Origin of the sequence: Corynebacterium sp. HMSC074C11 (assembly GCF_001809455.1) — a bacterium.
GTDB lineage: Bacteria > Actinomycetota > Actinomycetes > Mycobacteriales > Mycobacteriaceae > Corynebacterium > Corynebacterium amycolatum.
Genome location: NZ_KV797739.1, coordinates 12,476 through 37,668, shown reverse-complemented (window position 1 = coordinate 37,668; position 25,193 = coordinate 12,476). Strand labels below are relative to the sequence as shown.

The window sequence follows — 25,193 nt, the reverse complement described above, 5'->3', positions numbered from 1 at the left end:
CCCGCTTAAAGGCCTGTGCTTACCGCACGGGCCTTTGGCGTTTCTAGGGTAGCTTTGCGCCCAGTCTTCCGCGTGGGCTTCACCCAATCCCGGTACTCGACGTCGGCAATCCCCTCAGCGACGTCCTCGGTGTGTGCATATTTGCTGCCCTCGGTAATGGCCGCCATTACATATCCGGGGCCAAAAACAACGGAAGAGTGCCACGAACGCCGGTTGGACCAGCCCATCTTCGCGCCTTCAGAACCGGGCAGGCCGGCAAGACCAAAATTCTGTCGATAGCCATCGGCAGCAATCGGCGACCAGTGTCGCATCGCCTCAAGCACCTCAGAATTAGGATGCTTCAGACGAAGCTGGGAAATAAAAGACACCACATCTTCCGCAGTGGTCCTCGATACTCCCCACTTTTCTCCGCCGGAGGTGTTGAACAGGCCGTACTCGGTCGCAACGGAATCGACCGATTCCGGGTACTTCCGGTAGAAGTCGGCTGCCAAATCGTCGTCGGAACGCGAAATCATCTTTTCGACGCGCTCGGCATCGTCGGCAGTGCCGTGTTCGAGCACATACTGACCGATATACAACTTAATCAGGGATAGCGCCGGCAGCGGGCGTTGCGATGCCTGGCTGCTGTACCCCACGCCCACCGGCTCGTAGCTCACCGCCATTTGCGTGCGTGGGTCAACCTCAATCAACCCTTCGGCGTTGAGGTCCATGCGTGGCAGACTCACCTGATGTGTCGGCCAGACGCTTGCCGACGAGACGGAGGCTGCAACCTCACTGTGCTCATCGGCAGCAGCTGTCGATGGTGAGTGGATCGACGTTGTCGCGCCTATCGAAGACATGAAAAAGACCACCGCGAGGGTGGTCTTTAGTGCGTGTCTCGACTTTAGCATAGGGGGCATTGTACCCCGGCCCTAACTGAGAACCTAGTTTAGGCCGCTCGACTGTTTGTGTAGCTGCGAGCTGCCTTAGCCGATAAACGGCAGCGTGCCGGTCGTCAGCCACCACAGGCCAATTGCTGCAGCGATGGACAGAATTCCGAAGATCCACGACGATGCCAGTGGACGACGAGCCCAGCCGCGTCCGAAGTCGATGCCGATGCGGCCCGGGCCGGTGAACTGCAAGCCAAGTGCCATGGCGGTCATCAACAGTTGTAGCTGAAGGTTGCTGGAATCCTGGCCGACGATATTCACGCCATTGGCAGAGGTAGCCACATCAAACATGCTGAGGTAGGCGGACAATGCCAGCGCCAATGCTGCGGCCAGCGGTGTCGCAAGCCCTAAGATGAGCAGGGCACCCGCGATGAGCTGAACCGTTGGGATGGCAGTGGCCATCACAGGGCCGAGGGCGAAGTTGTTCTGGCTAAACTGTGTCTCCAGCGCAGTGGTGCCACCGGAGCTGCCCCAGCCGAGCAGCGTTGTCAGGCCATGGACCAACAGCAGCGCACCCAATCCAAGACGCAGCAGCAGGAGGCCGAAGTCGGTGGTACCGCGACGGAACTCCGGTTCGTTGTCGTCGTTGAAGTCCGTGTCTTCATCGTCGTCAGCAGCGGCGGTAGTCGTAGCCGCAGTTGCCCCGGCGGCCCCTACGCCTGCTCCTGCAACACCAGCGGCACCAGCGGCACCAGCGGTATCGCGAGAGGCAGCCGGTTCAGCGAAATCCGATTCATCGAAATACTGAGTCTCAGCTGCGGAATTGCGTGCAGAGCCATAGGTTGACTCCGCCTCATCGTCGAATGCTGACTGTGCTTCCGACTTATTTGCGGCAGTTCCCGCTGTGGACGCTGCTGCCGCTTCAGAAGCCGAGAAGGCTTGCGTCGGCTGGCTGAAATCCTCATCTGAATCAACGCGCTCGCTACGGGCCGGCTGCTCAAAGATCTCGGTCGCCTCCGACTCCGGGGCTACCTCCGACTCTTTATCGGCCGCGGGTGCCAATTCAGTTTCGGCCTGTTCATCCCGCGGCGAAGGCTTACCGGCAGGGCTAATCACCTGAGGTGCCGTGCGGCCTGCAGCGGCGTAGGCGTCGTAGCGCTTCTTCGGGGTTTCCTGAACTTCAGGCTCCGGTTCCGAGCTCGGCTCGACCTCTGTCTCTGCCACTGTCTCTGATGCAGCGGCGGATTCCGGCGGCAGGTTTTCTTGGTCTACCTCCGCCTCCGGCTCCTCATCTACGCGCTTTTCCGGCACACCCGGAAAAATTTGCGTTGCGGTGTTGTCGCTGTCATCGCGGTTGGTTTCTTCGTTCATTGGCTCAGCGAGCTTGCGGTAGGTCGGGACGTCGAGATCGTCATCGAATCCGTCCTCCACATTCTCGAGGGCGCGGTCGTTCGGGTACTTCTCTGAGTCGCTCACATCGTCCACATTAAAACTACTGCCTCACTTTTGGTCGCAGGCGTGGCCGTGAAACGAGGCTGTATTGTGTATGCCTATGGGATTCCACCTCGTCCACACCAGCAGTGCACAGGCTCGCGCTCGCGGGCGGCGTCGTCGTGCTGCGCTCGCCGCTGGTGTCGTCGGGATGGTCTCTCTTTCCGGCTGCATGAGTGCCTCGAGCGCGCTTGAGTTGCCGTTTACTGAAGACAAGTCAGAACCGACAGGCATTGCCATGCCGAAGTTTTCCTCCCCTGATTTGCCCTCTACCCCGGTCCCGACCACGGAAAGCAAAGCCAAAGACAAAGGTCCCTGCGACCTCGATGATGTCACTCTCGCCGCCTGCCTACCACTTACCACCGCGCTAGCCTCAACCGGCCCTGGGGAAGCTCTCGTCGCCACCGACGACGGTGCACTCACCGCTGTCGCACCGGGTAAGACACCGCGTGAGGTCGCACGGCTCGGCGCCCCTGCAAAACAACTGCTGCCCAGTCCCTCGGTTGAAGAGGACCGTCAGGTCTTTGTTTTGCGTAACGACGACACCATTGCGCGCGTCACCCTCGTGGAGGGCAGCACCGCTGATGTGCGCGAACTTCCGGACCTCAGCGAGCCCGGCATTCTCGGAATCTATTTTGACCGAACTTCGGACACCCTGTCCCCGCGCAAATTGCTCGTGGGAGATCCAGGCATTGAGTTTCAGCAGTTCTGCCATGGTCCGGACGGAATGCCGCCGTTGGCAACCGCCATTCTCGACGGCACCCCACAACTGGTTCAGCTCACCGGCCCTGTGATTAACCCCCTCGGCGGTGTGGACCTGAACGATTCCATCGGTGGATGCGCAGTGATGGGTGACCGCGTGGTCATTGCCATCCCAGACGCGCAGAAGGTCATCTCCATGCCGGTGGGTCCGAAGTCAAGTGGGCCCGACGCGGCGTGGGAGGTCAAGGGTTCCCCTGAAGTGCTTGTCGACGGCGACTTCGGCCACATCTCGTATGTAGCGGCTGTCGCAGCGAATCAGGGTATTGAAGTTTGGGGTGCCACGACCAACAAAACCGCCGGGGCACAACCGTCGGAGTCCGACGAACGCGTCGTCAGACTGCCGAGCGATGGTGCCGCCGGCGGTTCCCCGGATTAGCTTTCAGGGAGGCTAGCTCAGCTTCTTCGCAATCAGCTGGTTGACCTGAGCCGGGTCTGCCTTGCCGCGGGTGGCCTTCATGACCTGCCCCACGATGGCACCGACGACCTTCTTGTTGCCAGCTCGGTACTTCTCGACGATGTCCGGGTTAGCAGCCAGTGCATCGTCGACGGCCTTCTCAATAGCACCGTCGTCGCGAACGACCTCCAGGCCACGGGCAGCAACGACCTCATCAACATCGCCCTCGCCTGCGAGCACGCCGTCGACGGCCTTACGGGCCAGCTTGTTGGTCAGCTTGCCCTCTTCAATCAGTGCAATCACACGTGCAACCTGTGCCGGGGTAATCGCGAGCTCAGCCAGCTCCACGCCTGCCTCGTTGGCCTTCTGCGCCAGGTAAGCGACCCACCAGGAACGAGCCTCAGCCGGACCGGCACCAGCCTCAACGGTGTCGACAATCAGGTCGAGAGCGCCGGCGTTAACCAGGTCGCGCATTTCCTCGTCCTTCAGACCCCACTCTTCCTGAATACGGGCACGACGCACCCACGGCAGCTCCGGCAGAGTTGCACGGATTTCCTCCACCCACTCACGCGGCGCAATCACCGGTGGCAGATCCGGGTCGTTGAAGTAGCGGTAATCCGACTGCGATTCCTTCGGGCGGCCCTTGGAGGTCGTGCCGTCGGTCTCCTGGTAGTGGCGGGTTTCCTGAACAATCTCCTCGCCATTAGTAATCGCAGCAGCCTGGCGCTGCATCTCGTAGCGAACAGCCTGTTCAACCGACTTCAGGGAGTTGATGTTCTTAGTCTCGGTACGAGTGCCGAACTCCTCCTGGCCGATTGGGCGCAGGGAAACGTTGGAGTCCACACGCATCGAGCCCTGGTCCATGCGGGCATCGGAGACGCCGAGGGACTTCACCAGGTCACGCAGCGCAGAAACGTACGCACGAGCAACCTCTGGGGCACGCTCCCCTGCACCGAGAATTGGCTTAGTAACGATCTCAATCAGCGGAATACCTGCGCGGTTGCAGTCCACCAGCGAACGCGTAGCACCGTGAATACGACCATCGGCACCGCCCAAGTGCGTCAGCTTGCCGGTGTCCTCTTCCATGTGAGCGCGCTCGATTTCGACACGGAACTCCGTGCCGTCGTCAAGCTGAACGTCAAGATATCCGTCGTAGGCGATTGGTTCGTCGTACTGCGAAATCTGGTAGTTCTTCGGCTGGTCCGGGTAGAAGTAGTTCTTGCGCGCGAAGCGGGAGGACTCAGCAATCTCGCAGTTCAGCGCCAGGCCAATCTTGATGGCCCACTCAACGCCCTGACGGTTAACCACGGGCAGCGCGCCAGGTAGGCCGAGGCTGCAGGGATCGACGTTGCTATTCGGCTCGGCACCAAAGTGCGCCGAAGAGGGGGAGAACATCTTGGTATTCGTCGAGAGCTCGACGTGAACCTCCATGCCCATTACCGGATCAAAACGTTCGAGGACCTCATCAAAGTCCATCAAGTCATCAGCGTATGCAGCGGTCATGTTTGTAGAGTCTACTAGCGATGGCCCCGCAGGCGTGCCCTAGGGTATAAGTCGTGCCCGGAGTTAACGAACACCCACCGATTCCACCGACGTCAGCACGCGAAACGCCAACGTTCCGTGACGCCGCTGACCGCCACCGCGCAGGCGCTACTTTCGACGACGACCTACAAGAAAGCGCTGACGGCGCCACTGGCTACCACCGCGTACGCCCCGGATATCCTCCAACCGTCAGTGAAGCGCTTACCCGCCTTGCACCGCGCCCACAGGTAGTCGCCGATATCGGCGCCGGCACTGGAAAACTCACCGCCTCGCTTGCCGACGTCTACCGCGACGCCACCCTGCTGGCACTCGATCCCTCCACCGCGATGCGCCAAGCACTGATGCACAATGTGCCAGCGGCGGAATGCCTGAACGGCACTGCGGAGCACACGGGACTGGAGTCCAACAGCGTCGATGTAGCAACATGTGCGCAGACATGGCACTGGGTGGACCCGACAGCTGCAAGTAAAGAACTCACTCGGGTGCTACGCGCGGATGGCGTGGCTATGTTGGTGTGGAACACCTTGGATGTTTCCGTACCGTGGGTGCATCGGCTCAGCCGTATCATGCACGCCGGCGACGTGTTGCGTCCCGGCTTCTACCCCGAGGTTGGCCCGGAGTTGGAGCTAGTCGATGAGGTACGCCTGGCCTGGGAGCAGACACTGACCATCGAGGACATCGTGCTGCTGGCACGAACCCGTTCCTATTGGCTTCGTTCCAAGCCTGCCACACGCGCCAAGGTGGAGACGAACTTACATTGGTATCTCCACGAACACTTGGGGCACACATACGAAGAAGGCATCGCCCTTCCCTACCGGTGCGATGCCTTCTATTTTCGAGCCACCTAAATTTTCGAGCCGCCTAGTCGCGCTAGTTACTTTTCTTTCTTCGGCTTAGGGTGAGCCACACGCTTCAATGCGTTCTTAGTCTGTCCGGCAAGCTTCTTCGGCGCAGTAGCCGTGACCTCGCCTGGGAAGGAGTCCCTCGCGGTCTCGCGAGGATTGTCCTCATCGGAGGCTTCCTCGATTTCGGAAAGTTTCTCCAGGCGCTCATTATCCTTTTCTACGATGCGCTCGGCGTCATCCTCGGTGAATTCAACATTATCGTCGCTAACCAGTTCCTCGACGATGTCGTCGCGGACGCTCTCCTGAAGATCGACGTTGGAAATGTTGGAGTTGGCCAAAGCGCGGTCGAGCTTCTTCTGATCGGCGGTGGTGAACTTCTTGTTCGGATGCATCTTCCGGCGTGCGAGCTTACGGATACGGCCGCGACGCTTCGACTCCTCCATCAGCTTGTTACGTCCAGCCAGGTACGCACCACACAGAATCACGATAAGAGCGATACCGACGTAGCCAAGGGCCGGGTAGATGGAGCCAACCAGGGCCTTGAAACCGAAGAAGCTCAATCCAAAACCAATCAGCACCGTCACGATGAATACCAGTCGGAAACGCTGCGGAGTATTGCGTGTCAAGCGGCGACCCAACGCGTAGAACATACCGATGGCGGTATTGAAAATCATGGCGTAGATGATGATCGCCATCACCGTACCCAGAACCGGATGAATTTCATTGACAATTGCCAGAGTCGGCATATCCTCATGGCCAACGGACTCGACCTTGAAGAAGAGGGCAAAGGTCACCAACGTCAGCAGACCTGCGTAAATGGTGCCGCCCATGAGACCACCGATGCCAGCTTCACGCGGGTTCAGGTAGCTACCGCCAATGACGATGGACATCGATACGGCCACCATCACGCAGAAACCAACATAGTTCAGGGCAGAAACAGACCAGTGCGGCAGCGAGGTCGACAGTTCAGTGGTGTACTGCGCGGCCTCCGACATCGAAGTATCGGTGGTGAACAAAGTGTAGATACCGGCTCCCAGCAGGAACACGATAATGAATGGAGTGACCATGCCGATCACTCGGCTGACCTTGTCCGCATCCAGCATGCCGACACCCAAAGTCAGGGCAACCATGATGACGGCGCCGATCCACACCTCAAGTCCGAATTGCTGATTCAGGTTCGCACCGGCACCGGCGAACATGACGAAGCCGGTACAGAACAGCGTGATCATCACGGCGATGTCCAGAATCTTCGAAACCCAATTGCGGGTGATTACGTCGAAGACCTCGGAGTGCTCGTCAGCCTGCAAGTAGCTGGCAATTGACAGCACTGCCAGGCCACTGGCAATCATCACGACGGAAGCGAGTACAACGCCCCACAAGCCGTTAGTGCCAAATGCCACGAAGTACTGCATCATTTCCTGGCCGGATGCGAATCCGGCACCGACAGTTAGGCCGACAAAGGCCATCGCGATTGTTGTGGCTCTTTTCCACATAACGAGAAAATCCTAAATATAAGTCTATTTTTCAAAACCGGAACCTTACAAAGCATACTGCCCGAGCTGGTGATTGATACACCAGCTCGGGCAGTATGCCTATTTTGTTACGAAGATGTGCCTAAATGTTTAGCAACGCGTGCTTAACCAAACAGCGCAGCAGCGGCACGGTAACGGCCATCCGGCACAACCTTCAACTCAGCAACCGCATCGTCGATGTCGATACGCTCGATGTTCTCACCGTGCAGAGCGACAATCTTGCCGAAGTCCCCCTCGTGTACTGCTCGGGTGGCATGGACACCGTAGCGGGTAGCTAGCACGCGGTCGTACGCAGTCGGCGTACCGCCACGCTGAATGTGGCCCAGAACCGTGGTGCGAACGTCGTACCCGGTGCGCTTCTTAATCTCCGCGCCAATGACCTGACCAATACCGTTGAAGGTCTGGTGACCAAACTGGTCAACACCGCCCTCTTCGTACTCCATGGTGCCCGGCTTCGGGGTGGCGCCCTCAGCGACGACGATAATGCCGTACTTCTCACCCATCTGGAAACGGCGCTCCATCGACTTCACAATCTCGTTGATGTCGAATGGCTTTTCCGGAATGACAATGTGGTGAGCACCGCCGGCCATACCCGCATGCAAAGCAATCCAGCCCACGTGTCGACCCATGACCTCAACAATCATGACGCGCTGGTGGGATTCCGCAGTGGTGTGCAGACGGTCAACCGCGTCGGTGGCAACAGCCACAGCCGTGTCGAAACCGAAGGTGTAGTCCGTACCGTTGACGTCATTATCAATAGTCTTCGGAACACCGACAACCGGCACCCCATTGTCCGAAAGCCACTTGCCGGCCTTCAGCGTACCTTCGCCACCGATTGGGATCAGGGCATCGATGCCCGCATCAGAGAGATTTTCCTTGATGCGGTCGAGGTTAGACATGAGAATGTCCGGATGCACGCGGCCGGTGCCCAGCATCGTGCCGCCACGCAGCAGCATGCGGTCAATCCGCTCATCGTCGTAAAGCTGGACCCTACGGTCTTCCATAAGACCAATCCAACCGTCCTCAAAACCGACGACGGTTGAGCCGTACTCGCTCGAGCTGGTACGGACAATTGCACGGATAACGGCATTCAGACCGGGACAATCTCCACCGGAGGTAAGGGTCGCAATTCGCATGATGCCCACCTTAGTCGCGTTAGTCAGTTCGTGCTTGACGGCCTTGGTCGAAACTACTTCTGCAGGTACTCCTGCCCTGGTAGCTCGGACGGTAGCTCCATCTTCGTCGTCACCTCCGATGTCGGCAGAAGACCATATTCCTCGAGCGTCTTGCGCACGTACTCTGCGGCATCGACGTTCAGCGGAGACTCCGTCCACAATGCAATCGGTAGGTTAATAAAGCGATTCTTCTTGACCGCCTCGAGATCCTTCGTTGCCGGATTCGTGCGCAGAACCTTGATCTTCTCTTCAAAGGTCTGACCCGGATAGTCCACAATCGCGATGAAGTCTGGATTCATCTCCGCGACATGCTCCCAGGAGGTCGTAGTCCAGGTGTCCTTAATCGACTCGGTCGCATTGGTCGCACCAGCCTTGTCCAGGATGCCCTGCGGGGCACCAAAGGAACCCGAGGTAAACGGGGCGTCACCAGCAGAGTCAAAGAGGAAACCCACCGGCTTCTTGTCGCCCTTCGGTGCGGTATCCAGGGCATGTAGACGGTTATCAATATCCGCAATAACCTTGTCGCCCTCACCGTCGTGGCCAGTCAGGGTAGCGATGTTCTTCAGATCAATTTTGACAGCTTCCCACGGATCCACCAGACCACGAGTATGCCCCGGGTCGCCACTGCCTTCCTTGCCCGCCGAGGCTGCGTCACCAGTGCGGCAAGATTCCGTCAGGGTGTAGGCGCCGATACCGTGCTCGGAAAGCGATTCCGGGGTAATACCCTTATCCTCGCTAAACCCATAGCCCCATCCCGCCAGCATCACATCCGGCTCGGCCGCAATAACTTGCTCCAGATTCGGGTACTCCTTCGCGACCTCCGGCTTCTGCGCGATTGCATCGCCGTAAGCTGCGGTCAACACCGGCAGATGCGAGGCCATAGAGCTCACCGCTGTGATCTCATCCGCAGCCCCCACCGCCAGCGCCAGCGAAGCAATATTGCCGTCATTGATTAGCAGTTTCTTAGCCACACCCGGGTAACTAACTTCTTCACCGCAGTTGGTGAGAGTAAGGCCTGACGACGAGGCCTGCGTTCCCTCATCAGAGCCACAGGCGGCGGCTCCGAATGCCAGAGCAGCCACAGCGATACCAGCTGCTGAGGCACGAAGAGGACGTCGGAAAGTGTGTCCGTAATTCATGGGAATACTCCTAGTTGATGGTGACAGCATCCAGCTCGCTATCGATTGCGAGGTGGCGGCGGCCAGCGGGGGAATTGAGCTGACAGGATTCAACCTGAAAGATTTGGGCGACAAAGTCGCGGGTAAGCACTTCTGTGGGAATGCCGTCGGCCGCGATACCGCCGTCCGCGACCACGATGACGCGGTCGAAGTGGTTCATCACCAGGTCCAAGTCGTGGATCGCGGCAATGACACACGCTCCGCTGGAGCGGGCCAGACGGAGGACGGATTGTTGATGGCGCACGTCGAGGTGGTTAGTGGGCTCGTCGAGAAGCATGATTGGCGAGTCCTGGGCGATGGCACGCGCCAGACACACGCGACGGCGTTGCCCACCCGAGAGTTGCCCACACAGGCGTTGCGCAACCGCTTCCAACCCCACGAGCTCCAGCGCACGGTCGACGTGGGAATTGTCCTCGGCAGTGTTGCCACCAAAAAGGCGCTGGTAGGGCAAGCGCCCCAGGGAGACAAAGTCGCGCACGCGCATTTCGGCGGGTGGAACCTCGTTCTGCGCGACGAAAGCCAGATCGCGGGCGCGGTGCTTCGAGCTGATTGAGCTCATCGATTTGCCGTTAATCTCAACCTCGCCCGTGGCCGGTTTCGTGATTCCACCGAGCGCACGCAGCAACGTGGATTTGCCCGCGCCGTTAACACCGATGATGGCGGTCATGGGTTCTGCACCGAAGTTGAGGTTGACTCCGCTGACAATGGTGCGCCCAGCGATATCGCAGCGCACATCTTTAGCGGCGAGTACAGATTTTTGTGGGGCGCTCATTTACTCGGCACCTCCGTAGCTGTAGTGCGAACGGCTCATGAGGTATAGGAAAAGTGGTGCACCAACCAATCCCGTGACTACTCCCAGCGGCATTTCCTGGCTTCCGCCCACTACGCGCGCGATGATGTCCACCCAGATGAGAAACAGTCCACCCATGAGTGCAGCAACCGGTAGGACAACGCGGTGTGTGGCCCCTACCAAGATGCGGGTCAAGTGTGGAATCACCAGGCCGACAAACCCGATGCCACCCGAGACCGCAACAAGCGTGCCAACGAGGACAGCCTGGAGCACAAATACCTGTGTGCGTAGCCGAGAAACGTCAATACCTACGGCTGCTGCAGTGCTCTCACCAGTTGCCAACGCATCCAGATGACGGGCTTTGACCAGGAAAAACAACAGTACTGCGATGAGGACAATGAGCGGGAAGAGCGTCTTCAGCCATGTCGCACCGGCAACAGAGCCCAGCATCCAAAACATCACGGACTGCGCGGCCCTCGGGTCTGGCCCAGCGAAGACCATGAAGCTACTCAGCGCGGAAAACGCAGCGGAGAGCACAACGCCAGAGAGCACCAAGCGCAGCGGAGTCAGCCCACCGCCTGCAGTGGCGAAAGCACCGACTGCGAGGGTGGCCATGACTGCACCGAGGAGTGCGCCGAATGTCAGCGGCGCGATGGGGCTACCGGAGAAAGCACCAAAGATAATCACCGCGGTCGCACCAGCGCCGGCGCCGGCAGAAATACCTAGCAGATACGGGTCTGCCAACGGGTTACGGACCAATGTCTGCATAGCCACACCGGAGACAGCTAGCCCCGCCCCTACAATCGCTGCGAGAATTCCCCGGGGAGCGCGGAGGTTCCAGATGATGGTGTCCGAACTGGCGGGCACAGATTCATCGAGCTCAGTGCCGAAGATGTGATGCGAGATGACCTGTGTCGTGGTGGACCAGGTGATATCCGCCGAGCCGAAGACCACCGCAGCGACCAGACTGACGGCAATGGCTATGACAATGACCAGCCCATAGATCCACGGCATAAACCGCGGTGGGTTTTTAAATCTAACTCTCTCCATGTTTGCGTTCCTGCGCATGTATGAAACTCTCCCCGACACGACAACAACCGCCGCTCTCCCACTTCAGTGAGAAAACGACGGTTGCAGAAAACCGACTAAGGCTTATTGAACGCTTTTATGCAATCGAGCCGCGAACCTTTTCGTAGGCAGCGCCGACCTTGTACAGACGATCATCACCGTGGCGCGGAGCCATAATCTGCAGGCCTACCGGCAGGCCGGTGTCTTCAGCCAGGCCCGACGGCACGGACATGCCACACATGCCGGCCAGGTTGAGCGGCAGAGTACACAGGTCGAACATGTACATGCTCAGCGGGTCGTCAACCTTCTCGCCCAACTTAAACGCAGTGGTCGGAGTGGTCGGCGAGATCAGGACATCCACCTGTTCGAAGGCCCGCTCGAAGTCCTGCTGAATCAGGGTACGGACGCGCTGTGCCTGGATGTAGTAGGCGTCGTAGTAACCGACCGATAGCGCATAGGTACCGATGATGATGCGTCGCTTAACCTCATCGCCGAAACCAGCGGCACGGGTCATAGCCATGACCTCATCGGCCGAGTGCGAACCGTCATCACCAACACGCTGGCCGTAACGCATGCCGTCGAAACGAGCCAGGTTGGAGCTGACCTCACACGGCAGAATCAGGTAGTACGCGCTCAGTGCGTGGTCGAAGTTCGGGCAATCGACCTCGACCACCTCTGCGCCAGCTTCCTTAAGCTTGTCGACGGCCTCGTGGAAGCTGTCCAGTACGCCGGCCTGGTAACCCTCGGTGCGGTCGAACTGCTTGACGATGCCGACCTTAACCCCCGTGAGGTCACCGGTAGCACCTTCCTTGGCAGCAGCAACCACATCGGCAATCGGCTGCTCCGTGGAAGTCGAGTCATTCTCGTCGTGACCAGCAATGATTTCGTGCAGCAGCGCGGTGTCCAGAACGGTTCGCGCGGTCGGCCCACCCTGGTCCAACGAGGAGGCACAAGCGACCAGGCCGTAGCGGGATACCGTGCCATAGGTCGGCTTCACGCCGACCGTTGCGGTCAGAGCTGCTGGCTGACGAATCGAGCCACCGGTGTCAGTACCGATAGCCAGCGGAGCCATACCGGAAGCCAGCGCCGCGGAAGAGCCACCACCGGAACCGCCTGCGGTGCGCTCAACATCCCACGGGTTGTGAGTCGGGCCGTAAGCGGAGTTTTCAGTCGACGAGCCCATGGCGAACTCATCCATGTTGGTCTTACCCAGGATTGGGATGCCAGCTGCACGCAGCTTGGCAGTAACCGTTGCGTCGTAAGGGCTCATGTAGCCCTCGAGCATCTTGGAAGCACAGGTGGTCGGCGCATCGGTGGTAGTGAAGACATCCTTCAGTGCCAGCGGAACACCGGCCAGCGCGGAGGCCGGCTCCTCGCCAGCATCCAGCGACTCATCGACCTTGCGAGCTGCAGCCAGGGCCTCTTCGGCACCGACGTGCAGGAATGCGTGAATGTCCTCATCAATTGCCGCGATACGGTCGAGGAACGCCTGGGTGACCTCTACCGAGGTCAGCTCACGAGCGTGAATCTTCTGTGCGAGCTCGAAAGCGCTCAGCCCCAGAATCGGGTCCTCAGCAACAGCGGCATGCAGATTCGGGTTAGCTGCAGTCATTTCTTCCACGTACTCCTACTCGCCGAGAATCTGGGGAACTTCAAAGCGCTGGCGGTCCTGCGACGGCGCCTGGTCCAGCGCCTGCTCCGCAGTCAGCGTCGGCTTGACGACGTCCTCGCGCATCACACCGGACAGCGAAGAGGGGTGACTCATCGGTTCCACATCATCCGCAGCCACCTTTTGAACGGCCTGGACGTGGTTAATAATGCCGTCGATCTGACCGGCGAACTCGTCGAGTTCCGCGTCAGTCAGAGCCAGACGGGACAATCGCGCTAGGTGTGCGACCTCATCGCGTGAGATAGCTGGCACGCTAGTACCCCTTTCATTTCTTCGTACGAAGCTAGTGCACAGAAGTTTAGTTGAAACTGATTTTGAACCGCGCGAGCGGGCTGTACTTGCCAACAGTAGTCGTTATCGTTGAGTCGTTGTCCGCAGGGTCTTACATTTCAGAGGTTTACCCTGTAACCTAAATCACTACTTCTATAGTTACACCGCAAGAATCACTCTCAATTATTCGAAAGGTTGTACACACAGCCATGAGTTACCTCCTTCGCATCCAGCTTCCCGACGAACCAGGCGCACTTGGCTACGTCGCGGCTGCCCTGGGCGAAGTAGAAGGTGATATTCGCAGTGTCGACGTCGTAGATTACGGCGCTAATGGCGTTGTTGTCGACGACATCGTGGTTGACCTGCCTATGGGCCTGCTCCCAGACACACTGATTACAGCGGCTCAGTCCATTAGCGGAGTGGAAGTCGATTCAATTAGACCTTTCTCCGGCTCGGTTGACCGCCGCGGACAGATTGCGCTGCTGGCCAAGTTCTCACAGCACACGAAGAACTTGGATCGTGCCCTCGGAGATGTCGTCGACGGCCTGCCTCAGACTATGACTGCAGGCTGGGCTATCGTCCTCGGCGAACAGAGCGATGGCCACTGGGTGCGTCGCGCTTCCTCTACCGCTGCTCCAGAGGATAACGGCCGGACTCTGCCGGAAGCCCCGATTGACTCGCCACGAAACCTGGATCCGGACGAAGAAACGTGGCTGCCGGAGGACTGGACGGTTATGGACTCCTCCATTGCCGCTACTCCAATGGGCGAGGGTCTGGTTCTCGTTATTGGCCGGCCCGGCGGGCCGGACTTCCTGCCAAGTGAGGTTGAGCACTTGGGACGTATTGGCACGATTGTCGGCGCGATTATCGACTAGCAGCGACTAGTGGGCTGCTCCCTTCTGCTCGAAGCTCTTACCCTATGGCTCCTCCCCTATGGAGCGCAGTGATTCACGCTTAGCGGTAAAGTCTGGAAATGATACCAGTCAATAAGGAGCTTCTTTGATGTCGAACTTGAGTGACCTCGTCGGATCCCACGTTCGTGCCGAATCCGGCCGTGTCCCCCAGTCGTCCACTGAGATGGAATTCTGGTCCGGTCTGTCACGGGTTGTTGTCGATGACCTAGCGGACAACTGGCAGCGCACCACGGAGGCATACGCTGCTACCCGCCAGCAGCACTACTTCTCCGCCGAGTTCCTCATGGGTCGCGCCCTGCTGAACAACCTGCTCAATGCAGGCCTGGTGGATGAGGCCTCCGCTGCGGTGGAAAAGTACGGCAAGAATCTGACAGACGTGCTCGAGGCCGAACACGACGCCGCTCTCGGTAACGGTGGCCTGGGTCGTCTGGCCGCCTGCTTCCTGGATTCCTGTGCCACGCAGAATCTGCCGGTGACCGGTTATGGCATCCTCTACCGCTACGGTCTGTTCAAGCAGAGCTTTGAAAACGGCTTCCAGGATGAGCACCCGGATCCGTGGATGGAAGAGGGCTACCCCTTCGTCATTCGTCGCGAGGAACTGTCCAAGATTGTCACCTTTGATGACCTGGTCGTGCGCGCTGTTCCATATGACATGCCAATTACCGGCTACGGCACCGATAACGTCGGCACGCTGCGCCTGTGGCACTCGGAGCCAATGCGTGAGTTCGACTATGACGCCTTCAACTCGCAGCGTTTCACCGACGCCATTGTCGAACGGGAGCGCGTCCATGACCTGTGCCGCGTGCTCTACCCGAATGACTCGACCTATGACGGCAAGGTGCTGCGCGTTCGCCAGCAGTACTTCTTCGTCTCGGCTTCGCTGCAGACAATGATTGATTCTTACATCGAGAATCACGGCGAGGACCTGCGCGATTTCCACAAGTACAACTCCATTCAGCTCAATGACACCCACCCGGTGCTCGCGATCCCAGAGCTGATGCGTCTACTCCTGGATGAGCACGATATGAGCTGGGACGACGCCTGGAACGTCGTTTCCAACACCTTCGCCTACACCAACCACACCGTTCTGGCAGAAGCGTTGGAGACCTGGGAATACTCCATTTTTGACCGTCTCTTCGGTCGCGTTCTGGAGATCACCCGTGAGATCGACCGCCGCTTCCGCGAAGACCTGGCGGGGCGCGGCTTCGACCAGGGCAAGATTGACTACATGGCGCCGATTTCCCACGGCCGCATCCACATGGCGTGGATCGCCTGCTACGCTGCGTACTCCATCAACGGTGTGGCTGCCCTGCACACGGAAATCATTAAGCGCGAAACGTTGAAGGACTGGCACGATATCTGGCCGGAGCGCTTCAACAACAAGACCAACGGAGTCACCCCGCGCCGCTGGCTCAACCAGTGCAACCCGCGCCTGTCGGCGCTGCTGACTCGCCTGTCGGGTTCGGATGCCTGGGTCACCGACCTGGACAAGCTCGCTGAGCTCGAAAAGTTTGCTGACGACGAGGCCGTGTTGCGTGAGATTCTCGACATCAAGCACGAGAACAAGAAGGACTTCGCCACCTGGCTGGAGCACCGCCAGGGTATTTCGGTGAACCCGGACGCCATCTTCGATACCCAGATTAAGCGTCTGCACGAGTACAAGCGCCAGCTTCTCAACGCGCTCTACATCCTGGATCTCTACTACCGCATCAAGGAAGACCCAGCGCTGGACGTGCCACCGCGCGTGTTCATCTTCGGTGCCAAGGCCGCCCCAGGCTACGTTCGCGCGAAGGCCATCATTAAGTTCATCAACGCTATCGCGGACAAGATCAACAACGATCCGGACATGGACGGTCGCCTGCAGGTCGCCTTCGTTGAAAACTACAACGTCACCCCGGCAGAGCACATCATCCCAGCCACCGACGTCTCCGAGCAGATTTCCACTGCCGGTAAGGAAGCTTCGGGTACCTCGAACATGAAGTTCATGATGAATGGCGCACTGACGCTGGGCACCATGGACGGTGCAAACGTCGAAATCGTCGACGCCGCCGGCGAAGAGAACGCCTACATCTTCGGTGCGCTGGAAGAGGAACTGCCGGAGCTGCGCCGCACCTACAGCCCACGTGGCACTTACGAAACGGTGCCGGGGCTCAAGCGCGCTGTCGATTCGCTTGTCGACGGCACTTTTGATGACGGTGGCAGCGGAATGTTCCACGACCTGCACTTCTCGCTGCTAGAGTCCAACGGGTACGAGCCGGCCGACGTTTACTACGTCCTCGGCGACTTCGCTGACTACCGCGAAACCCGTGACCGCATGGCCGAGGACTACCGCGACGAGCTGGCGTGGGCCAAGAAGTGCTTCCTGAACATCATCCGTTCGGGCCGCTTCTCCTCCGACCGCACCATCCGCGATTACGCCAACGAGGTCTGGAAGCTAGAAGAGACCAAGATTTAGGCCTGACCAGTTTCCAGCAACCGCTTGAACCCATCCTCATCGAGGATGGGCAAGCCCAGTTCCTCGGCCTTTGTGGCCTTGGAGCCGGCGTTTTCGCCAACCACCACGTAGTCGGTCTTCTTCGACACCGACCCCGCGGCCTTACCACCACGGGAGATAATGGCTTCCTTCGCGCTATCGCGTGTGAAGTCCTCCAAAGAGCCGGTGACTACCACGGTCAATCCCTCTAGCACCTGATCTGGGCGATCGGTGACCTCATCGGCCATGCGCACACCCGCAGCTTCCCAGCGCTCAACAACCTCGCGGTGCCAGTCCACCTCAAACCAATCGGCTACGGAATCGCCAATAATCTCACCGATCCCGTCAATCGCCGAAATCTCCTCACGGCTCGCAGCCCGCAGCGCCTCCATCGAGCCGAACTTCTGCGCCAAGGTCCGCGCTACCGTCGGGCCCACATGGCGAATAGACAGACTGACCAATACACGCCACAGCTCTTTATCCTTGGCTGCCTCAATATTGGCCAGCAGCTTCTTACCATTGGCATTCAGCGTTTTGCGCGAAGCCGTGGTGTAGACCTCAGTGCCGAGCAAATCTTCCTCGGTGAGGTCGAAGAGCAGGGACTCGTCGTCAAGCACGCCGCGATGAATCAAGTCGGCAGCACCCCTCTCCCCCAGGTTTTCAATATCAAACCCGGAGCGAGAGGCGAGGAATTCAATACGACGACGCAGCTGACCTGGGCAGTAACGGGTATTGGGGCAACGCCAATCGGCATCGCTGTCCTTTGCCGGAGCCAAACGAGTACCGCACTCGGGGCACAGAGTCGGGTAAATGTACTTTCGCTCGCTGCCATCTCGGAGATCGGCCACGGGACCGAGCACCTCTGGAATCACGTCACCGGCCTTGCGGATGGTCACGCGGTCCCCGATGAGCACTCCCTTTCGGTGCACTTCAGAAGGGTTGTGTAGCGTCGCCATCTCGACCGTCGATCCCGCCACAAAGACTGGCTTCATGACGGCATATGGCGTCGCACGACCAGTTCGTCCGATGGAGACTCGAATGTCCAGCAGGTCCGTCGTGACCTCTTCTGGCGGGTACTTATACGCAATCGCCCAGCGTGGCGCCCGCGAGGTCGCGCCCAGCGCGCGCTGCTCGGAAAGGGAGTCAACCTTGACCACAAGCCCATCCATCTCGTGGATAGCATCGTGGCGGTGCTCTCCCCAGTACTGCATCTGCTTGACGACGTCGTCCGCGGAATGAACCTGCTTTGTATACGGCGACACGTGGAAGCCCCACTCGTCCAAAGCCCGATAGGCCTCGTGTTGGGACTGCGGACGCCATCCCTCGATATGGCCAATTCCATGGCAAATCATGGACAAACGGCGCTTTGCCACTTCTGCAACGTCCTTTTGTCGCAGTGAACCCGCAGCTGCGTTACGCGGGTTCGCGAACGGCTTCTGGCCTGCGTCGACGCGGTCGGCATTGATGCGTTCGAACTCTTCCAACGAGATAAAGACTTCACCACGTACCTCGAGCACGTCGGGGATGTTCTCGCCGCTGATTTCATGCGGAATATCTTCGATGGTGCGCGCATTAGCGGTGACGTTCTCCCCCACGCGGCCGTCTCCGCGGGTGGCCGCCCGGACAAGGCGACCTTTCTCATAGACCAGGTCAATTGACAGGCCATCGATCTTCAGCTCAGTCAGGTATGTGCTGGCCGGAGTGCGGGCCAACCAGTCGCGCAGTTCCTGCTCATCGAAAACATTATCCAAGCTGTAGAGGCGTTCGAGATGCTCAACGGGCTCGAACACTTCGCCGTCGGCAGGCGCTTCGACCTGCGCACCGACCTGCTGCGTGGGGCTGTCCGGCACCACCAGATCGGGCCACTGCTCCTCTAAGTGCTGCAATTGACGGAACATCTCGTCGTACTCAGCATCGGAGATAACCGGCTGTGCGGTGTAGTACAGCGCAGCGTTTTCACGAATGCGAGTAGCTAGATCTTGCCAATTCTCCCGGACGTCCGCCGGCGCTGGTTCGGAGGCGGGGGCGCTGGAAAACGAAGACAAATCGGAGGTTGACAGGTCGGAGTTCTCATCGGTCGAGGAAGTCACGTCGCTCATTCTATGTCATTGCCCGGATGCGCCGGTCGAACTGAAATTCTCTTGACCCGTTCCTGTCACGTCAGTGAATCCGTGCTCTCCGCTACAGTTGAGACATGCATAATTTCGATCCGCGACGCATGCTCGCGTTTGATCTGGAGACTACCGGCACGGACCCCCGTACCTGCAAAATCGTCACTTCCGCATTGGTCCGGCTGACGGAGCAGGGCAAAGATTCCACCATCATGCTCGCCGATCCCGGTGTCGAAATTCCGCAAGCTGCGTCTGATGTGCACGGCATCACCACTGAAAAAGCTCGCGCGGAGGGGCGTCCGCATGATGAAGTTTTGGCGGATACCATTGCGGGTCTTCGAGCTGCCTGGCGCGATGGTCTGACTGTAGTGGCCTACAACGCGGCCTATGATTTGACCGTACTTCGCTCGCAAGACCCCAGTTTTACTGTTGACGGGCTCGTGGTCGATCCTTTTGTGCTGGACAATTACTTCGATCCTGATCGCCGTGAAAAGCGCACTCTAACTGATGTCTCCCGCCACTATCAGGTGCGGCTAGACGGGGCACATGATGCCACCGAGGATGCTCTCGCCGCCGCGCGCATCGCGTGGGTGATGGCGCGTCACTACCGTGAATTGACCGAAAAATCGGGAGACGAACTCATGGAGCTGCAAGCTGTCGCGTACTACCAGTACAAGAAGAACCTGCAGCGTTGGCTGGCAGACAAAGGCCGCGACGTATCTAACTTCACTTTCGGGTGGCCGACCGACGTTACTGACGCTTAAGGTCGGCTCACCGTACTTGCACACGGAAGGGCTGGTTAGCCACTGCCCACTAGTGTTCGGCTGACACTATTTCTGCCCGCGGCTGTTCCTTTGATTCGGCGAGCAACTTGCTCGGCTTTGTTGGCCACAGTGCATTGTCACCAATCAGGCGGACAATGGCCGGGACAATGAAGGGGCGGACCACGAAGGTATCCAGCAAAATACCAAGTGCCAGGCCCAAACCGAACTGGTAGAGCTCACGGATTGGCTGCGTCATCAGCACTGCGAAGGTAGCTGCCAGAATCAGACCTGCCGATGAAACCACGCCGCCAGTTCGGGCAACGGCAATCTTCATTGCCGCACGCATATCGTGGTGCTTCAGCTCCTGCCGCAGCCTACTCATCACAAAGATGGTGTAGTCCACCCCCAGTGCAATCAAGAACACCAGAATGTAGGAAGTCACGCGGTTACCAATGCCCTCATCTCCCTGAATATTCAGTGCAATTAGGACGGTTACCCCCATCGTGGCGACGAACGACAGCAACAGTGTCGCTGCCAAGTACAGCGGCGCTAGTAGGGATTTGAGTAGCACTGCCAACACAATTGCCACGATGACAATCATCACTGGCACCAGCATCTTGATATCGCGATCGAGCTCAGCGCGGACGTCGCTAAGCTCAGCGGTTTCGCCCGTGGCAGTCACTGTCGTGTCTGCGGAAGCACCAGCCGTCTTCAGTGCATCGCGCACATCATTGCTGATGGGTTCCAGAGCTTCCATGGATTCTATGATGTATGGATCCTGATTGAGCACAACAGTCATGTGTGCCGTCTCACCGTCATCGGTGACATCACGGGCAGTGACACTAATTCGGGCGATATCCGCAGAATCCTTCTTTGCCACCTCTTCAGCGGCCTGCTGCAGCTGCGGCAAGTCGAGATTCTTCCCTTCGATAAGCAAGGTAGTCGGGGCAATTTCGCCCGCACCAATATCGCGGGCCGCAAGCTCCTGCCCCGCCGCCGAGTCGGTATCCACGCGGAAGCCAGTGAGGAAGTTGAAAGACTCCTTGTAATTCAAGACCCCCAGCGACATCACAATCAGCAGTGCCAGGCCTGCGGCTAGAACAGCCTTTGGCTTCTTGTCGACGGTATTGGCGACCTTCGTCCACATCTTCGAGTCGACTCGCTGGAGTGCCTTGTCATATCCGCCCGGCCAGAATGCAGCCTTGCCCACCGCAATGAACAACGCCGGCAGGAACACGGCAGCAACGATGGCCATTGAAGCGACACCGATAGCGAGATACGGGCCGAAGCCTTGCAACGCGGGCGACTTGGTGAATAGCAGCGCCATCATTGCCAGGATGATGGTGCCTGCGGAGCTAGCGAGAACCTCGCCAGTACGCCCCATTGCATCCACCATTGCAGCATTACGGTCCAGCTCTTGCTCCTTTTCTCGCTGGGTAGCCAGTGCTTCACGGTAGCGGGCATTGATAATCACCGCATAGTCAGTACCGACACCGAAGAGCAACACTGTCATAATCGATGCGGTCTGCGAGCTGATCTCAATGGCACCGGTATCTGCGAGCAACGCGCCGACGCTCTGTACCAGCTGCATTGCAACACCAACGGCCATCAACGGCAGGACCGCGAGTACTGGCGAACGATAAACTAGTAGCAAAATAACTAGCACCAAAAGAATGGTTCCGAGCATGAGCACCCGGTCACCAGAGGAAAAGACCTTCACGGTATCGGTGACGATGCCCGCTGGGCCGGTGAGGTGAGTTTCCACGTTGCCGGATTTGTCAGCATTATCTGCAATGGCGGCGATATCCTCGCGCAGTGCATCAATGTCATCGCGGTAGGACTTCTCAGTAGCATCGCCCACCGTGGGGACAACGATGGTTACGGTCTTTCCATCCTCGCTGCGGGTTCCTTCCGGTGAACCCGGGATACACTTGCCTTCACGAAGCACCTGGCTTCCCAAGCTGGTACACACGGGGCTAATCGGCGCCCGAGTAAAACCCCCGTCCCGCTCAGCTAAATCAGCGAGAACGTCGTGCGCGGCTTTCTCAGTGGTCTTTGCCGAGTCTGAGGTCAACACTACGACGGCAGGCAGAAGATTTGGCTCGGTGGGAAATGCCTCACGGAGACGCTTCTTCGCTTCCATTGACTGCGCAGTTTCCGACGGACCGTCGCCGGAATTCGTCTTTACGTCCTCCACAGAGGGCGCTACTGCTGACAGAAGCCCCACTACCAGCAACGACACGACGATGGTGAGCCACATGCGTCGTTTAGTGCCAAATAAAGCGGCGTTGAATCGCCGATACATGACGCGGGTGTCCTTTCTAGGTGATTATCTGCATTTTCTTGTGGATTGTCTCCAGTTCCTGAGATTATGAGAACACCGTGACTTATAAAATCAGAGAAACGAACGCTCCATTTCTTCTCAGAATCCGAGGATTTCGCCATGCCTAGAATTTCTGCGGCCACCGTTGTCGAACACCGTCGACAAGTCAATGAAAAGCTGATGGATGCCGCTAGCAGCCTGCTCGCAAAACAAACACTTAGCGACATCGAGGCACCCCTTAAGGTGGGTGAGATTGCAAAGGAAGCCGGAATTGCTCGGTCCAGTTTTTATCGCTACTACAACACTGTCGATGATCTGGTCGCAGCGTTGGTCCTACGCGACTTCCCCGAATGGAAAGCCACCGTCGGCACTTCCGTGAAAGAGGCAAAGGACCCTATTTCCGCAGCTCGCGCATTTGTCCGCGCCAACATCAGTATGGCCAGCGACTCAAAGCACGCGTGGCGCACCGCTGTCTTTTCCTACCACTTTCACCAAGATGCACAGCGCGAAATCGGTGCGATTCACTCGGAACTGCATGACATTCTCGTCGTGGCAATCACTAAGCTCGACAGCCTCGCCGAATCTCAGGGCTATCTCGTCGCACGCACAATCCAAAACATTGTCAACTCCGCCGTCACTGCCGTAGAGGCACTTTCGCTTAACGACGAACAGTTGGATACCTACATTGCGTGGCATGAAGAAGCTGTGGAAGCGATATTGGTCTCCGCTACCGCGCAGGCTACAAATCCCCCGCAGCGCGACGCATCAACTCAGCTGTCTCCCGACCCGCACGAAGCTGAGCAATAGTTTCATCAATGTCGCTGTGCGCAAACCCTGACACTGGGGCAATGGAGAGTTTGCTTGCGCGGTTCTGGTGGGAATACCCCAATTCCTCCCACAACCGTGCAGCCTGCTCAGCTACTCCACGCGGAGAGCTACCGATAGCTGCTCCGGTAAACTCTTCCCGCTCCGCTACATGCACGGGCACGATGCCAAGCTGCAGCTCTATTCCCTTATCGACCGCCGCAGCAACAAAGTCCAGGTTTGCATTCGTCGAGAGTTCAGTATGCGGAATCCACAGCCCGGTAACACCGGAGTCTGCAATTGCGCTGAGCTCCACACCCTCAATTTTCTCCACGGCGATTGCGGTCTCGATTCCATCGTTAAGCAATTCGGACGTGAGACGGCGGTACTCTTCGGCGATCTCACGCGATCCGACAGCTGGAAGGTAGCCGTTGATACCAAGCATCATTGAAGGGGCGCGTACTGTCCCGCTGGCAACTGCACTGAGCATCGGCTCAACGAGAAGGACTTCCACGGCGCAATCAAAGCGACGTCGCACATCGGCAGCCTGGTCGATGAGGCCAGCAGCCAGAGATTCGGCGAAGTAGGAAACTGCACCAGGGTCTGTTGCCACTAACCTGCCACCGGCAGTTTCCACGGAAGCTGCCATAGTCCAGGGGCCAGCTGCTACCAGGCGAACCAGCTGAGGCGCCGTTTCCCACAGTTCTTCGCAGGCATCAATGTCTCGAGCGAGGAAATCACGGGCCCGGGATTGAAGCCGGCCGACTCTGTCAGCTATCTTCCAGCTGCGCGCTCCCCTATCCACGTTCAGGTCGGCCATGAGTACAGCCGTGCGGCCAATCAAATCAGCACCGAGGCCGCGCGCAGGAAGTAGCGGCAGCGCTACATGTCCGTCCAAGCATTCACCTATAATGATCTCTGCTGCTGCACGGGGATCGATACCCGGCATGGGGCCTAAGCCGACAAAAGATGTCACGGTAAACGCGCTCTCCTGAATGAGGAATTAACAAGTAGCAATAATCGTGCCAGAACCGAGCACATAGTCTCCGGCCGGATCAGCGTGATACAGCACCGCCGCCTGGCCTGGAGCGATACCGCGAAGCGGCTCGGAGAGCTTTAGCTCAAAAGCACCACCTCGGCCGGTGAGTGCATCCTCTGGACCTGCCTTAACGTCGACAGTGCAGTCCACAGGCTGACCGTGGGCACGTACCTGCACCTGTAGTTTCCCTGCATCTGCCGCTGCCACAACCTCCGAAGGCTCAACCAACCAAATAGCTCGGTCCGCCTGCAGCACATTGACCTTCAGATCTTCGGCAGTGCCAATGGTCACCGTTGCGGTATCCGCATCGATTCCAGTGACATAGCGTGGCTTGCCGTCAGCCATAGGCCCGGGCAGGCCAATGCCTTTGCGCTGGCCGATGGTGAACCCATAAACACCATCGTGCTCAGCGACGGTATCGCCGCTCTCCTTATCAACGATAAGGCCCGGCCGACGCCCAATTTTAGCGCCCAGAAAAGCCTGGGTATTCCCATCCGGAATGAAACAAATATCGTAAGAATCTGGCTTATTTGCCGTGCCCAGCCCCATATCGCGCGCTTCTTCGCGGATCTCGGGCTTTTCAGTATCGCCGACCGGGAAAAGGGAGTGGTTGAGTTGCTCACGGTCGAGCACTCCAAGGACGTAGGACTGATCCTTTTTCATATCGCGGCCACGGCGCAACAGACCATCGTCGCCAAGCAAAGCGTAGTGACCAGTCACCACCGCGTCGAAGCCGAGCGCCAGACCGCGTTCCAACAGGGCTGCGAACTTAATCCGTTCGTTGCAGCGCAGGCAGGGGTTGGGGGTTTCGCCACGTTCGTATGAGTCGTAGAAGTCGTCCATGACCTCTTCTTTGAAGCGCTCGGAGAAGTCCCATACATAGAACGGAATCCCCAATTCGTCGCATACCCGTCGCGCGTCGCCGGAGTCTTCCAGTGAACAGCAACCCCGGGAGCCAGCGCGAACGGACTGCGGATCCTTCGACAGGGCTAAGTGCACACCCACAACCTCGTGTCCTGCTGCCAATGCGCGAGCAGCTGCCACCGAAGAATCGACGCCACCACTCATAGCCGCCAAAACACGCATAGTGAATCCTTTCTGTGATTTGTACACCTAGTTTTGCCACCGTTGGAAAGCTCGTGTCACCGTACCATCGTTGAGCGGACCTGTAGTGATCCGC

General features: G+C 58.5%; 20 protein-coding genes. 6 read left to right on the top strand and 14 right to left on the bottom strand.

Features of this window, described 5'->3' with window-relative positions:
• Positions 1-5: 5 nt before the first annotated feature.
• Positions 6-890, bottom strand: a complete 885-nt coding sequence (locus HMPREF2614_RS07810; RefSeq protein WP_239663057.1) for a hypothetical protein — start codon at positions 888-890, stop codon at positions 6-8.
• A gap of 75 nt (positions 891-965) precedes the next feature.
• Entirely contained in the window at positions 966-2,345 is a 1,380-nt protein-coding gene (locus tag HMPREF2614_RS07805) for a DoxX family membrane protein (protein ID WP_239663056.1), read from the bottom strand.
• A 76-nt stretch (positions 2,346-2,421) separates the two neighbouring features.
• On the opposite strand from HMPREF2614_RS07805, the gene HMPREF2614_RS07800 reads away from it, so the two are divergent.
• Positions 2,422-3,498 carry a glucose dehydrogenase gene (locus HMPREF2614_RS07800; protein ID WP_239663055.1) on the top strand — a complete coding sequence of 359 codons (1,077 nt, stop codon included), beginning with the start codon at positions 2,422-2,424 and terminating at the stop codon, positions 3,496-3,498.
• Between the two features lie 12 nt (positions 3,499-3,510).
• On the opposite strand, the gene gatB is transcribed toward HMPREF2614_RS07800, so the two are convergent.
• Positions 3,511-5,019, bottom strand: coding sequence for an Asp-tRNA(Asn)/Glu-tRNA(Gln) amidotransferase subunit GatB (gene gatB / locus HMPREF2614_RS07795; protein ID WP_049181176.1), 1,509 nt, complete (start codon positions 5,017-5,019; stop codon positions 3,511-3,513).
• Between the two features lie 53 nt (positions 5,020-5,072).
• Here gatB and HMPREF2614_RS07790 point away from each other — a divergent pair, with 53 nt between their 5' ends.
• Positions 5,073-5,906, top strand: a complete 834-nt coding sequence (locus HMPREF2614_RS07790) for a class I SAM-dependent methyltransferase (RefSeq protein WP_038628538.1) — start codon at positions 5,073-5,075, stop codon at positions 5,904-5,906.
• A gap of 26 nt (positions 5,907-5,932) precedes the next feature.
• On the opposite strand, the gene HMPREF2614_RS07785 is transcribed toward HMPREF2614_RS07790, so the two are convergent.
• From HMPREF2614_RS07785 to gatC, 7 genes are all read right to left on the bottom strand, one after another.
• Positions 5,933-7,396 (bottom strand): YkvI family membrane protein, encoded by a 1,464-nt coding sequence (locus HMPREF2614_RS07785; RefSeq protein WP_049181174.1) that lies wholly within the window; start codon positions 7,394-7,396, stop codon positions 5,933-5,935.
• Between the two features lie 143 nt (positions 7,397-7,539).
• Positions 7,540-8,571: an ATP-dependent 6-phosphofructokinase gene (locus tag HMPREF2614_RS07780; protein WP_038628534.1), complete on the bottom strand. Its 1,032-nt coding sequence runs from the start codon at positions 8,569-8,571 to the stop codon at positions 7,540-7,542.
• 53 nt (positions 8,572-8,624) lie between these two features.
• Positions 8,625-9,749, bottom strand: coding sequence for an ABC transporter substrate-binding protein (locus tag HMPREF2614_RS07775; RefSeq protein WP_049181173.1), 1,125 nt, complete (start codon positions 9,747-9,749; stop codon positions 8,625-8,627).
• A gap of 10 nt (positions 9,750-9,759) precedes the next feature.
• The gene (locus HMPREF2614_RS07770; protein ID WP_038628530.1) at positions 9,760-10,560 is read right to left on the bottom strand and encodes an ABC transporter ATP-binding protein; all 801 of its coding nucleotides are present in this window, start codon (positions 10,558-10,560) and stop codon (positions 9,760-9,762) included.
• Positions 10,561-11,628 carry a FecCD family ABC transporter permease gene (locus HMPREF2614_RS07765; protein WP_370547363.1) on the bottom strand — a complete coding sequence of 356 codons (1,068 nt, stop codon included), beginning with the start codon at positions 11,626-11,628 and terminating at the stop codon, positions 10,561-10,563.
• A 115-nt stretch (positions 11,629-11,743) separates the two neighbouring features.
• The gene (gene gatA / locus HMPREF2614_RS07760; protein ID WP_049181171.1) at positions 11,744-13,258 is read right to left on the bottom strand and encodes an Asp-tRNA(Asn)/Glu-tRNA(Gln) amidotransferase subunit GatA; all 1,515 of its coding nucleotides are present in this window, start codon (positions 13,256-13,258) and stop codon (positions 11,744-11,746) included.
• Positions 13,259-13,273: 15 nt separating this feature from the next.
• The gene (gene gatC / locus HMPREF2614_RS07755) at positions 13,274-13,567 is read right to left on the bottom strand and encodes an Asp-tRNA(Asn)/Glu-tRNA(Gln) amidotransferase subunit GatC (RefSeq protein WP_005509328.1); all 294 of its coding nucleotides are present in this window, start codon (positions 13,565-13,567) and stop codon (positions 13,274-13,276) included.
• Positions 13,568-13,794: 227 nt separating this feature from the next.
• Between gatC and HMPREF2614_RS07750 the strand changes: the two genes are divergently transcribed.
• Positions 13,795-14,460: an ACT domain-containing protein gene (locus tag HMPREF2614_RS07750; protein ID WP_038628526.1), complete on the top strand. Its 666-nt coding sequence runs from the start codon at positions 13,795-13,797 to the stop codon at positions 14,458-14,460.
• A gap of 127 nt (positions 14,461-14,587) precedes the next feature.
• Entirely contained in the window at positions 14,588-16,954 is a 2,367-nt protein-coding gene (locus tag HMPREF2614_RS07745; protein WP_038628524.1) for a glycogen/starch/alpha-glucan phosphorylase, read from the top strand.
• On the opposite strand, the gene ligA is transcribed toward HMPREF2614_RS07745, so the two are convergent.
• Positions 16,951-19,071 (bottom strand): NAD-dependent DNA ligase LigA, encoded by a 2,121-nt coding sequence (gene ligA / locus HMPREF2614_RS07740; protein WP_141745475.1) that lies wholly within the window; start codon positions 19,069-19,071, stop codon positions 16,951-16,953. The genes HMPREF2614_RS07745 and ligA overlap by 4 nt on opposite strands.
• Before the next feature lie 95 nt (positions 19,072-19,166).
• Here ligA and HMPREF2614_RS07735 point away from each other — a divergent pair, with 95 nt between their 5' ends.
• Positions 19,167-19,847: a 3'-5' exonuclease gene (locus tag HMPREF2614_RS07735; RefSeq protein ID WP_038628522.1), complete on the top strand. Its 681-nt coding sequence runs from the start codon at positions 19,167-19,169 to the stop codon at positions 19,845-19,847.
• A 49-nt stretch (positions 19,848-19,896) separates the two neighbouring features.
• Here HMPREF2614_RS07735 and HMPREF2614_RS07730 read toward each other — a convergent pair whose 3' ends face one another.
• Positions 19,897-22,107 (bottom strand): MMPL family transporter, encoded by a 2,211-nt coding sequence (locus HMPREF2614_RS07730; protein ID WP_246815689.1) that lies wholly within the window; start codon positions 22,105-22,107, stop codon positions 19,897-19,899.
• A gap of 183 nt (positions 22,108-22,290) precedes the next feature.
• Between HMPREF2614_RS07730 and HMPREF2614_RS07725 the strand changes: the two genes are divergently transcribed.
• Positions 22,291-22,977: a TetR/AcrR family transcriptional regulator gene (locus HMPREF2614_RS07725; RefSeq protein WP_052155599.1), complete on the top strand. Its 687-nt coding sequence runs from the start codon at positions 22,291-22,293 to the stop codon at positions 22,975-22,977.
• Here the strand turns inward: HMPREF2614_RS07725 and HMPREF2614_RS07720 are convergent.
• Both HMPREF2614_RS07720 and mnmA read right to left on the bottom strand, forming a co-directional pair.
• Positions 22,910-23,950, bottom strand: a complete 1,041-nt coding sequence (locus HMPREF2614_RS07720; RefSeq protein ID WP_049181168.1) for a uroporphyrinogen decarboxylase/cobalamine-independent methonine synthase family protein — start codon at positions 23,948-23,950, stop codon at positions 22,910-22,912. The two genes, HMPREF2614_RS07725 and HMPREF2614_RS07720, sit on opposite strands and share 68 nt — an antisense overlap.
• Positions 23,951-23,977: 27 nt before the next feature.
• Positions 23,978-25,099 carry a tRNA 2-thiouridine(34) synthase MnmA gene (gene mnmA / locus HMPREF2614_RS07715; protein WP_038628517.1) on the bottom strand — a complete coding sequence of 374 codons (1,122 nt, stop codon included), beginning with the start codon at positions 25,097-25,099 and terminating at the stop codon, positions 23,978-23,980.
• Positions 25,100-25,193: the final 94 nt, after the last annotated feature.